General features: G+C 74.9%; 10 protein-coding genes and 1 pseudogene. 4 read left to right on the top strand and 7 right to left on the bottom strand.

Annotated features, from left to right (window positions below):
- Window positions 1–149: pseudogene (locus ACFFHU_RS10845) on the top strand (AAA family ATPase); the annotation flags it as partial.
- Between the two features lie 73 nt (window positions 150–222).
- On the opposite strand, the gene ACFFHU_RS10840 reads toward ACFFHU_RS10845, so the two are convergent.
- Together ACFFHU_RS10840 and ACFFHU_RS10835 are read right to left on the bottom strand one after the other, a co-directional pair.
- The gene (locus tag ACFFHU_RS10840) at window positions 223–1,191 is read right to left on the bottom strand and encodes a hypothetical protein (protein WP_377337796.1); all 969 of its coding nucleotides are present in this window, start codon (window positions 1,189–1,191) and stop codon (window positions 223–225) included.
- Window positions 1,192–1,410: 219 nt separating this feature from the next.
- Entirely contained in the window at window positions 1,411–1,959 is a 549-nt protein-coding gene (locus ACFFHU_RS10835) for a CGNR zinc finger domain-containing protein (protein ID WP_377337794.1), read from the bottom strand.
- An 80-nt stretch (window positions 1,960–2,039) separates the two neighbouring features.
- Here ACFFHU_RS10835 and ACFFHU_RS10830 point away from each other — a divergent pair, with 80 nt between their 5' ends.
- The gene (locus ACFFHU_RS10830; protein ID WP_377337792.1) at window positions 2,040–3,014 is read left to right on the top strand and encodes an EamA family transporter; all 975 of its coding nucleotides are present in this window, start codon (window positions 2,040–2,042) and stop codon (window positions 3,012–3,014) included.
- A gap of 25 nt (window positions 3,015–3,039) precedes the next feature.
- Here the strand turns inward: ACFFHU_RS10830 and ACFFHU_RS10825 are convergent, their stop codons facing one another.
- The 5 genes from ACFFHU_RS10825 to ACFFHU_RS10805 all read right to left on the bottom strand — a co-directional run bounded on the left by ACFFHU_RS10825 (window position 3,040) and on the right by ACFFHU_RS10805 (window position 6,480).
- The gene (locus tag ACFFHU_RS10825) at window positions 3,040–3,864 is read right to left on the bottom strand and encodes a formate/nitrite transporter family protein (protein ID WP_377337790.1); all 825 of its coding nucleotides are present in this window, start codon (window positions 3,862–3,864) and stop codon (window positions 3,040–3,042) included.
- Window positions 3,861–4,760 (bottom strand): SDR family oxidoreductase, encoded by a 900-nt coding sequence (locus tag ACFFHU_RS10820; protein WP_377337788.1) that lies wholly within the window; start codon window positions 4,758–4,760, stop codon window positions 3,861–3,863. Before ACFFHU_RS10820 ends, ACFFHU_RS10825 begins: the two co-directional genes overlap by 4 nt.
- Window positions 4,761–4,945: 185 nt before the next feature.
- On the bottom strand, window positions 4,946–5,551 hold the full coding sequence (locus ACFFHU_RS10815; protein ID WP_377337786.1) for a hypothetical protein: 606 nt from the start codon (window positions 5,549–5,551) through the stop codon (window positions 4,946–4,948).
- Between the two features lie 64 nt (window positions 5,552–5,615).
- The gene (locus tag ACFFHU_RS10810; protein WP_377337785.1) at window positions 5,616–6,314 is read right to left on the bottom strand and encodes a peptidoglycan-binding domain-containing protein; all 699 of its coding nucleotides are present in this window, start codon (window positions 6,312–6,314) and stop codon (window positions 5,616–5,618) included.
- Window position 6,315: 1 nt separating this feature from the next.
- Window positions 6,316–6,480 (bottom strand): hypothetical protein, encoded by a 165-nt coding sequence (locus ACFFHU_RS10805; RefSeq protein WP_377337783.1) that lies wholly within the window; start codon window positions 6,478–6,480, stop codon window positions 6,316–6,318.
- A gap of 258 nt (window positions 6,481–6,738) precedes the next feature.
- On the opposite strand from ACFFHU_RS10805, the gene ACFFHU_RS10800 reads away from it, so the two are divergent.
- Window positions 6,739–8,097 (top strand): IPT/TIG domain-containing protein, encoded by a 1,359-nt coding sequence (locus ACFFHU_RS10800; RefSeq protein WP_377337782.1) that lies wholly within the window; start codon window positions 6,739–6,741, stop codon window positions 8,095–8,097.
- Window positions 8,098–8,244: 147 nt separating this feature from the next.
- A complete protein-coding gene (locus ACFFHU_RS10795; RefSeq protein ID WP_377337780.1) occupies window positions 8,245–10,371 on the top strand; it encodes a GTP-binding protein in 2,127 nt (708 codons plus the stop codon).
- The last annotated feature ends 150 nt before the right edge of the window (window positions 10,372–10,521 follow it).

The raw sequence follows: 10,521 nt of genomic DNA, 5'->3' as shown, positions 1-10,521 counted from the left end.
TGACCCCGGGTCAGATCGTGGTGGTCGACTGCGAGGGCGACCCGGAGAACACCGACAAGTCCAAGCTGGTGTTCCGGGGGGCCGAGAAGCCGGTCGAGGTGCCGGACGCGGTCCCGGCCGACCTCGACGACAGCGCCGTTATCGGCTGACCGCGCCTCGGGGCGGGGGTCCGGTGCGCCCACGGGTGGCGCGGACCCCCGCCCCGAGGGCGGACGGGACCCCTCAGCCGACGTCGACGTCGACCAGGGGACGCAGATCGGTCTCCTGGTCGGGCAGGACGATCAGGGCCTCGGGTTGCACCGGCACGGTCTGCCCGGCGCCGTCCGGGCGTACCGTGTATTCCACCGGCGGGCCGACGGCGGCCCACCGCAGCCCCACGACCGTGCCGCTCCACCCGGCCGCCGGCGTCCGCACCCGGGTCCCCGGCGCGTGGCCGTCATCGCCCACCACCAGCAGCGCGTCGAGGATCTGCCGTACGCCCTCGAACGGCGGCCCCGGAACGTCCGGCTCGCCCTCCGGCCCCCACCCGATGGCCATCATCGCGCGGTAGTGCGCGGCCAGCCGGACGGCCTCCCGCCGCAGGGGCCAGCCCGGGTCCGCCTCGCCGGCTTCCAGCGCCGCGCCGAGCAGCAGCCAGAGCCGGGCCCGGTTGCCGTCCAGCAGGTGCCGGACGGCCCGATCCAGATCGGTGCAGGCGAGGTCGACGGCCGTCTCCTCGCCCAGCCGGGCGGTCCAGGCCAGCTCCCCGGCTGCCGGCACCAGTCCGGGGGCCAGGGCGCCGACATGCAGGTAGAGCATCGCGAGCAGCTCCGCCCGTCCGTCGCCGGAATACAGCGGGCCCACCCCGCTGCCGGCGGGGCCCCGGGTCGGCGGGAACCGGTCCGCCAGGTGCTGGGCGCGGCCGGCCGGCAGCAGACCGGCCAGGTGGGTGTCCCGGACCTTCTCGTCGGCCGAGCGCCGCTCCCGCCGTTGAATCGACCAGCGGCCCAGGTCGTGCACGGCGGCAGGGTAGACCGTACGGCCGCAGTTGGCCACCGTCTCACCGGCGCGCAGGTCGGCGGCGGTACGCCGGCTCACCGCGAGCTGGCGGGCGGCGACCGAGTAGGGCACCCCGGTGAGCCGGGCGTGCGCGCGGATTGCCCGCCTGCGGGCCCGGTCGGGGCGGGCGCGGCGTGTCTTCTTGTCAGTCATGACCGACCTCCGGCGAGGCCCCACGCTCCCCGCCGAACCGGGCGGCACACCACCGCCGCGCAGCGGACATCGACGCGCTGAGTCCGTGCCTCTTGGCCCCGGTGTGCGGCCGGCGTGGGGCAACCGCACTGGGCGCGGGCGTGCGCTCCGCCCACCACCGATGCTACCGGAACCGCTCCCCGGGTGGGTGACCCGCGCCGCTGCCTTCCGCGGGGCCGGTCAAGGCTCCCGCTCGGCGGCCCGCCGCGCCCGGTACGCGCCGACGGCGGCCCGGTTGCCGCAGCCCGCGTCGCAGAACCGCCGGCACCGGTTGCGGGACAGGTCGATTAGCACGTTGCCGCAGCCGGGATAGGCGCAGACGCGCAGCCGGTCGAGTTCGCCGGCGCGGATCAGGTCCACGAACGCCATGGCGGCCTCCACGGCCATCCGGGTGGGCAGCGGCGCGTCCCGGGGCACGGCGTGCAGGTGGTAGGGCTCGTCGTCGTGCCGGATCAGCTGCGGCAGCGCCCGCGCCGACCGGAGCAGCCCGTTCACGATGGACACCGCGGCGTCCTCGTCGGCGTACCAGATCCGGCGCAGCCGCGGTCGTAGCTCGCGCACGCCGTGCAGCTCGGCCTCGGTCCGTTCGTGCCGGCCGGTCCAGCCGTACGCGGCGAAGTGGGCGTCCAGCGCGGCCACGTCGGGCAGCCCCTCCCGGCCGTCGCCCTCGGTGTTCACCAGCGCGGTGGCCGCGATCAACCCGCATTGGGTGTCATGAGCAAAAAGCACCTTGACCCCTGTCGTCGTCCGGCCTAGCGTCACAAGCATAAGGCGGGTTCGCCCATTACGTCGATCGGCGGAGGAGATCCATGCCGCACCAACGCTCAGCCGGGATCGGGCTCGGGCTGGCGCTGCTCTCGGCCGCCACCTTCGCCACCTCCGGCACGTTCGCCCGGTCGCTCATCGGCGCCGGTTGGTCGGCCGAGGCGGCCGTGGCCGTCCGGGTCGGCGTGGCCGCGCTGGTCCTGGCCGTCCCCGCGGCATGGTCGGTACGGGGCCGGTGGCGGCTGGTCCGGGCCAACCTGGGCCTGCTCGCGCTGTTCGGGATGCTCGCCGTGGGCGCTGCCCAGGCCTGCTACTTCAACGCGGTCCGGTTCCTCCCGGTCGGGGTGGCGCTGCTGCTGGAGTATCTCGGCATCATCCTGGTGGTGGCCTGGACCTGGCTGGCGCACGGCCAGCGGCCGCGCCGGCTGACCGTCGCCGGGTCGGCGGCGGCCATCGTCGGGTTGGCCTTCGTGCTGGACATCACCGGCGGCGGCGGGATCCGGCCGGTGGGCGTGCTGTGGGGGCTCGGCGCCGCGGTGGGCCTGGCCGCCTACTTCGTGCTCTCGGCCCGTACGGACAGCCAGCTGCCGCCGGTCGCGCTGGCCTGCGGCGGGATGGCGATCGGCGCCGTGCTGCTGCTCCTGCTGGGCGGCCTGCGCGTGTTGCCGTTGCACGCCACGTTCGGCCAGGTCGACCTCGGTGGCCACCGGCTGAGCTGGCTCGTGCCGGTCCTCGGCCTGTCCCTGGTCGCCGCCGTCGTCTCGTACGTGGCCGGGATCGGCGCGGCCCGGCTGCTCGGCGCCCGGCTGTCCTCGTTCGTCGGCCTCACCGAGGTGCTGTTCGCGGTGCTGATCGCCTGGCTGGTGCTGGGCGAGCTGCCCAGCACCGTGCAGCTGTTCGGTGGGGTGCTCATCATCGCCGGCGTGGCCCTGGTGCGGGTCGAGGAACTGCGCCGCGCCCCGGCGCCGGCCGTGGCGCCACCGCCCGCGCCGGAGCCGGCGCCGGTGGCGCCGCGCTGACCCGCCCCACCCGCCAACCCGCCGATCAGGCGCCGTCGTTGCCGGCCGCCGGTGATCCGGCCTGGCGGGCCCGCTCGGCGGCGAGCCGGTGTGGCACCCGGGCCAGCCGGGCGAACGCCACCAGGCCCACCCCGCCCACCAGGTTCCCGAGGACGGCCCAGGCCAGCGCGCCGAGCCAGTCCAGATAGCCGAACGGCGCCCGGCCGGCCAGCAGCGCCGTGAACATGAGGATCGAGTCGAGCACGCTGTGGAAGAGCTGACCGCCGGCCAGCAGCGCGCCGAAGAGCAGCGCCGGCACGATCCGTACGCCCAGATTGTCGGTGGCGTGCTGCATCCGCGTCATCAGGGTGATCACCATGCCGGCGAGCACGGCCAGGGTGAACGACCGCAGGTTGATCCCCAGGTGTCCGTAGTGGGTCCCCACCTCGATGGCGGTCTCCCGCAGCTCGGGCAGGCCGCGGGTGATCAGCCAGGCGACCAGCCAGCCGCCGGCCAGGTTGGTGACCAGCGCCACCGCCCACAGCCGGGCCAGCTCCAGCAGGGTGCCGTGCCGGGCCGCCACCGCGGCCACCGGCACCAGGAAGTTCTCGGTGAACAGCTCGCTGCGGGCCAGCAGGAGCGCCACGAAGCCGATGGAGAACGCCAGGCCGGCCAGCAGCGGCTGGCCGGTGGCGTGCTCCACCAGCAGGTACGCCAGCACGCCGGTGCCGACGTCCAACCCGCCCAGCAGCCCGGTGACCAGCAGCGCCGGCCACGGCCGGGCGAGCCGGTCCGTGCCCTGTTCGACCAGCCGGTCGAACGCGTCCTCCAACTCGGGCTCCGGCCGGACCGGCTCGACGGAGGACGTCACGCCAGCGGCTTCCCGCCGGTGACCCCGAGCACCTCACCCGTGACATAGCTGGACTCCTGGGAGGCGAAGAAGACGTACGCGGGGGCCAGCTCGGCCGGCTGGCCGGCCCGGCCCAGCGGGGTGTCCGCGCCGAACGACTCGACCTGCTCCTGGGGCATGGTGGCCGGGATGAGCGGGGTCCAGATCGGCCCGGGCGCCACGGCGTTGACCCGGATGCCCTGCCCGGCCAGGTTCTCGGCGAGCGCCTTGGTGAAGGCCACGATCCCCGCCTTGGTGGTGGCGTAGTCGAGCAGCTGCGGCGACGGCTGGTAGGCCTGGATCGACGCGGTGTTGATGATCGTCGAGCCGGGGCGCAGGTGCGGCACGGCCGCCTTGCAGAGCCAGAACATCGCGTACAGGTTGGTCTTCAACACCCGGTCGAACTGCTCGGTGCTGATGTCGGTGATCCCGCCGTCCTGGGCCATCTGGAAGGCGGCGTTGTTCACCAGGATGTCCAGGCCGCCGAGCTCGTCCACCGCTCGCTGGACGAGGGACCGGCAGTGCTCCTCCGACCGGATGTCGCCGGCGACCGTCACGGCCCGGCGGCCGGCCTCGGTGACCAGCTTGGCGGTCTCCCGGGCGTCGTCCTCCTCCGCCGGCAGGTATGCGATCAGCACGTCGGCGCCCTCCCGGGCGAAGGCGATCGCCACGGCCCGGCCGATCCCGGAGTCCCCGCCGGTGATGATCGCCCGCTTTCCGGCCAGCCGCTCGCTGCCGGCGTAGCTGCGCTCGCCGTGGTCGGGCCGGTCGGGCATCTCCGCGGTCGAGCCGGGGTGCGACTGCGTCTGGCCGCGCTGCTCGTCCGGGTTCCGGAACTGCGCCCGGGGGTCCTGACGGTCCGTCTGGTCGTGGCTCACTGTGCCGTCCTCTCGGTGCTCGGGGGTCTCGGGGGCAGGTTCCCAGCGCGATCGTTCTCAACCCGGACGCCCGAATCCAACGGCGCGAGGAGGCCGGAGATCCGCGACACATGCGGCGCGGGGCGGACCGCCCGGAGCGGGTGGCCCACCCCGCGAGGCGGTACGACACGAACGCGTGAGCCGCCTCAGCCCCGTCGACGGGCGGCCAGCATGCCGAGCAGCATCGGCGCCTTGCGGGACGTACCGGACATCCGGCCCAGCACGCCCCGAAAGACCTGGCCGGGCTTCTGTTGCTCGCCCATGTACGCGGTGAGCACGACCAGGCTGCCGGTGAGCGCCGGAATGGCCCACTGCAGGACCTTGAGCTGCCGCTGCGCCGAGGCGACCTGGTCGGGGGTCTGCGGGTGTGGTTCGGTGGTGCCCTCCGCGGGCACCTCGCCGGCCTTCTCCAGCTTCTTGCCCAGCATCCGGCTGTAGCCGGTGACCCCGAGCGCCGCGGCCGTGAGACCGGTCTTCACCAGGCTCGTCCTTCCCACGCCGGACTGGATCGACATGCGGGGCGTCTCGGCGATCAACTCACCCGCCGCGCCGACCAGGTGGGTCCCGATGGCCGCGGCGTTGACCGGAGTCCACCGGGCCCAGCCGGTCGACGAGACCGGCAGCCGCTGGCCCGGGTCGGCCACGCTCGCGCCGGCCCGGTTCAGGCCGACCGCCCCCATGAGGGAGCCGCCGAACCAGGCGGCCAAGCCGAGATCGTGCAGGGAACGCATGGTCAGGTTCTTTTCCGACATGAGAACTCCTTCCAGCTGGCGAAACGCCTTTGCTTCCCCAGCCGGATTGCCCCAAACGCCCAGCTCAGCGGATCGCGTTCAGCAGCGGCCAGGTCTTCGGACCGCACATGCCCAGCCCCTCCAGCCCATGCATCCTCTGGAACGCCACCACCACCTGGCGGGTCTTCGGCCCGAAGTCGCCGTCCACCGCGAGCGGCTGGCCACCGAGCACGGGGTGCCGGTTGTGCGCGGCAAAGTTCAGCCGGGCCTGGATCCACCGCACATGGTCGTGCTTGGGGCTGCCCGGACCGATCGGCGTCCCCGGGTACGGCCGGTCCACCACGCCGATCGGCATGGCGCCGACCGCGCCCCCACCGAGCCCCTCCGCGAACCCGAGCCGGGCGAAGACCGACGTCCACGTACCGGTCGAGAACCGCCGCACGACCGGCCGGCCGTCCGCGACGCAGAGGATGCCGGAGACCAGGCCGGAGCAGTCGCCGCCGTGCCGCGGCGGCGTCGGCAGCGGTACGGCGGCCCACCGGTACGGCAGCCCGACGCACCGGTCCGCCCAGCGGCGGGCCGCGTCCGCCGGACCGTCGGCCAGCACCCGGTGAAAGTGGTGCCGGAACAGCGGATGGGCCGCGCCGCGGGCCGCGGACCCGCGCAGGCAGCCGCGGCCGCCCCGGCTCTCGTAGTTGATCCCACCCAGCGTGCACGCCACGTGACCGATGCCCGAACGCATCTCGTTGGGGTAGACGATGCCCACCTGCAGCAGCTTGGACACCTCAGCTCGCCTCCGCGTCCGGTCCGGCGGTGCCGGGGTCCCGCTGGCTGGCCCGGATCGCTGCCAGCTCGTCCGGTGGATAGTCGTCCGCCTCCGGCGCCTCCTCGCCCGTGTCGACGTCGTCCCCGTCGTACAGTCCGTACGGCTCCTCGTGCTCCGCTCGCATCCCGCGCCTCCTCGGCCGGCCCGGGCGCCCGTCTGGCCTGGCCGCCGGCCATGTTCCACGGTTCGCCCGGTGACGCCGACCCGCAGCCGGCTAGCCGACACTGGCTGAGCAATCAGTCGACCGGGGTGCCCGGGCCGGCCATGGGGGTGACGGCGCCGGCCGTACGGTCGGTGTCGGTTTCCGGACGGCGAGATGGACCGCGCGGGCGATCACCGGCAGGGTGGCAAGCGGCCAGGGGAGGGGTGCGGCGTGGGGCGGATGACGCGGCTGTGGCACGGGCTGGGGCTGGGGCTGTGCGGCCTCACCGGCGTCGGGCTGGTCTGGGTGGTGCTGGCCGCGCCGGGCCGCCGCTTCGTCTTCACCCCCGCCTGGTCCGCCCTGTTCGCCGGTTGGGTGCTGCTCGCCCTCACCCTGGTGCTGGACCGGCTGGTCCGCCGGCAGGATCCGGAGCCGGCCGAGCGGACCGCGCGGGTGGCGGCCCAGCGGGCCGAGGCGGCCCGGACGCACGCCGCCGAGCTGGCCCGGCGGGCCCGGGCCGCCGACCGGGATCCGGTCGCCGCCGACATCGTCGCCGCCGGCCGGGTGGCGATCAGCGCCGCCGCCGAGCACACGGCCGCGGTGGTGAAGGTCCGCCGCGCCGGGCTCAAGTCGCTGGTGGTGGGCGCCGACGGGCGGGCCTCGACCAGCAAGCTCCAGGCCGCGCTGTGGACGTACGCGGTGCTGTTCGTGCTCGTCTACATGGTGGTGCTCGGCCGCACGCCACTGGCGCCCACCAGCGGCGGCCGGTACGGCGACGCGTTCGCCGCCTTCCTCGCCGCGGGCTTCCGCCCGGAGTACGTGGCGCTGCTGGGCCTGCCGGTGGCGGGCGCGGTGGCGGCGCAGGGCATCACCACCGGCAAGGTGGTGTCCCAGCAGCTGCTCAAGGCGCCGCCGACGGCCCGGCCCGGGGTGGCGCGCGGCCTGGCCGAGACGGTGAGCAACGACGCCGGCGAGACCGACCTGCTGGACCTGCAATATTTCGGCTTCAACGCGATCGCCCTGCTCTACTTCTTCGTCAGCTTCGCCACCACCAGCGCCGTCGACCCGGGCCGCGGGCTGCCCACGATCCCGGCCACGCTGCTGGCCCTGTCCGGGGTCTCCACCACCGCGTACCTGGTGAAGAAGCAGCTGGAGAGCGGGCTGGCGCCGGTCATCACCGCCGTCACGCCCATGCGGGTGGTGCTGGGGGTCGACCGGCGGATCGTGATCGGCGGGGACGGGTTCCTGGCCGAGGGCCGCCCGGTGAACAGCGCCTTCAACCAGGTGCTGCTCGACGGGCGCCCGCTGCCGACCGACGAGAACTCGTGGTCCAGGTCGACCGTGACCGCCGTGCTGCCGGCCGAGACCGACCGGGCCGCGCTGGAACGGCTGGGCTGGCGGCAGACCACCCGCGGCCATCTGGCGGCGTTGACCGTCCGCGACGACCGCGGCACCAGCAGCCCGCTGGTGGAGATCGAGGTCCACCTGCCGGCGCGCGCGACTGCGCCGGCGGACCCGACGCCGCCGGTGCCCGCGCAGCCGGATCCCGCGGCGGACCAGCTACCGCCGGCGCCGGCGCCGGCGGATCCGGCCGGCTGACGGGGTCGAAATTGCTTTGCCGGCCCGGCGGCCCGCCTGGTGTACTTGCCCGGACCGCCAGGAAGAGACCGAAGGGGATATCCGAGATGCGTGCAGCGTGCCTGTCCGACCAGAAGGGAATGGCCAACTACCCGAAGGACAGCACGCGTGGAACGCACCCTCAACCTGGGGATCCTGGCGCACGTCGACGCCGGTAAGACCAGCCTGACCGAGCGGCTGCTGTACGCCGCCGGCGCCATCGACGAGCTCGGCAGCGTCGACGACGGCAACACCCGCACCGACACGCTGGCCCTGGAACGCCAACGCGGCATCACCATCCGGTCCGCCGTGGTGTCGTTCCGGATCGGCGGCGTGCTGGTCAACCTCATCGACACCCCCGGCCACCCGGACTTCATCGCCGAGGTGGAACGGGCTCTCGGCGTCCTCGACGGGGCCGTCCTGGTGGTGTCCGCGGTCGAGGGCGTCCAGGCGCACACCCGGCTGCTCATGCGGACGCTGCGCCGGCTCGGTGTGCCCACCCTGATCTTCGTCAACAAGATCGACCGCGCCGGCGCCCGGGGCGGCGAGCTGGTCCCGGCCCTCGCCGAGCAGCTCACCCCGGCGGTCGTGGCGCTCGGCGCCGTCTCCGCCGCCGGCCGCCCGGACGCCGCGTACCGGCCGTACCCCCGGGATGACCGGCGGTTCGCGGCCCGGCTGCTGGACGCGCTGGCCGACCGGGACGACGCCCTGCTCACCGACTACGTGACCGATCCGGCCGCGGTGTCCTACCCGCGGCTGCGGGCCGCGCTCGCCGCGCAGAGCCGGCGGGCGGCCGTGCACCCGGTGCTGTTCGGCTCGGCCATCACCGGCGCTGGCGCCGAGGAGCTGCTGGCGGCCATCCCCGAGCTGCTGCCGGCCACCGCCGGCGACCCGGCGGCGCCGGCCGCCGGCACCGTGTTCAAGGTGGAGCGCGGCCCGGCGGGGGAGCGGATCGCGTACGTCCGGATGACCGCCGGGACGCTGCGGCTGCGCGACCGGGTGGGCCCCGACCGCGACCGGGTGACCGGCATCGAGGTCTTCGACGACGGTACGACGGCCCGGGCCGACGCGTTGCCGGCCGGCCGGATCGGCCGGGTATGGGGCCTCGGCGGGCTCCGCGTGGGCGACCCGCTCGACCTCGCCGGCGAGCGCCGGCCGGCGTCCGGACCCGGCTCCGGACCCGGCTCCGGACCCGATTCCGGACCTGGCTCCGGACCTGGTTCTGGACCCGGCTCCGGACCTGGCTCCGGACCCGGCTCCGGCCGCCCGGCCGGCGAGCCGGACCGGGGCTCGCCGTCCGCCGCCGGGCACCGGTTCGCGCCGCCGTCGCTGGAGACGGTGGTGGTGCCGGTACGCCAGAGCGACCGGGGCGCGGCGCACGCCGCCCTCACCCAGCTGGCCGAGCAGGACCCGTTGATCAACCTGCGGCAGGACGACCTGCGGCAGGAGATCTCCGTATCGCTGTACGGCGAGGTGCAGAAGGAGGTCATCGGGGCGACCCTGGCAGCCGAGTACGGCGTCGAGGTGACGTTCCGGGAGTCCACCACCATCTGCGTCGAGCGCCTGCTGGGCACCGGCACGGCGGTCGAGGTGATCGGCACGGACGCCAACCCGTTCCTCGCGACCGTGGGGCTGCGGGTGGCGCCCGCGCCGGTCGGCGGCGGCGTCGAGTTCGGGTACGAGATCGAGCTGGGCTCGTTGCCGCTGGCCTTCCTGCGGGCGATCGAGGAGACGGTCCGGGAGACCCTCGGTCAGGGCCTGTCCGGCTGGGCCGTGCCCGACTGCCGGGTCACGCTGACCCGGTCCGGCTACTGGGCCCGGCAGAGCCACGCGCACGCCACCTTCGACAAGAGCATGTCCAGCACGGCCGGGGACTTCCGCAACGTCACCCCGCTCGTGCTGATGGCCGCGCTGCGCCGGGCCGGCACCCGGGTGTACGAGCCGATGCACCGGTTCCGCCTGGAGATCCCGGCCGACCTGCTCGGGGCGGTGCTGCCGGCGCTGTCCCGGCTGGACGCCGTGCCGCGCGGATCCGAGCCGCACGGCCGGTCGTACGTGATCGACGGCCTCGTACCGGCCGCCCGGGTGCACGACCTGGAGCTGCGGTTGCCCGGGCTGACCCGCGGCGAGGGCCTGCTGGAGGCGGGCTTCGACCACTACCGCCCGGTCCGCGGCCCGGCGCCCACCCGGCCGAGGTCGGACCGCAACCCGCTGGACCGGCGCGAATACCTGCTGCACGTCGCCCGCCGCGGGTGACCGGCCGCTCCGCCCCGCCGAGCTCGGTGGCCGCCGCCGCGGCGGCGCTCGGGTTGCCGGTCCGCGCCGCGACGCTCGCGTGGCGCGCCGGCTGGTCGGGCGGCGGCTCGGTGGCTTCCGGCGGGCTGGGGACGATCAAAAAGGTAACGG

This window comes from Plantactinospora siamensis, assembly GCF_042434095.1.
In the GTDB taxonomy this organism is placed as follows: Bacteria; Actinomycetota; Actinomycetes; order Mycobacteriales; family Micromonosporaceae; genus KBS50.
Note: the sequence above shows the minus strand (reverse complement) of the source record. Positions and strands in the feature narration are given on the sequence as shown.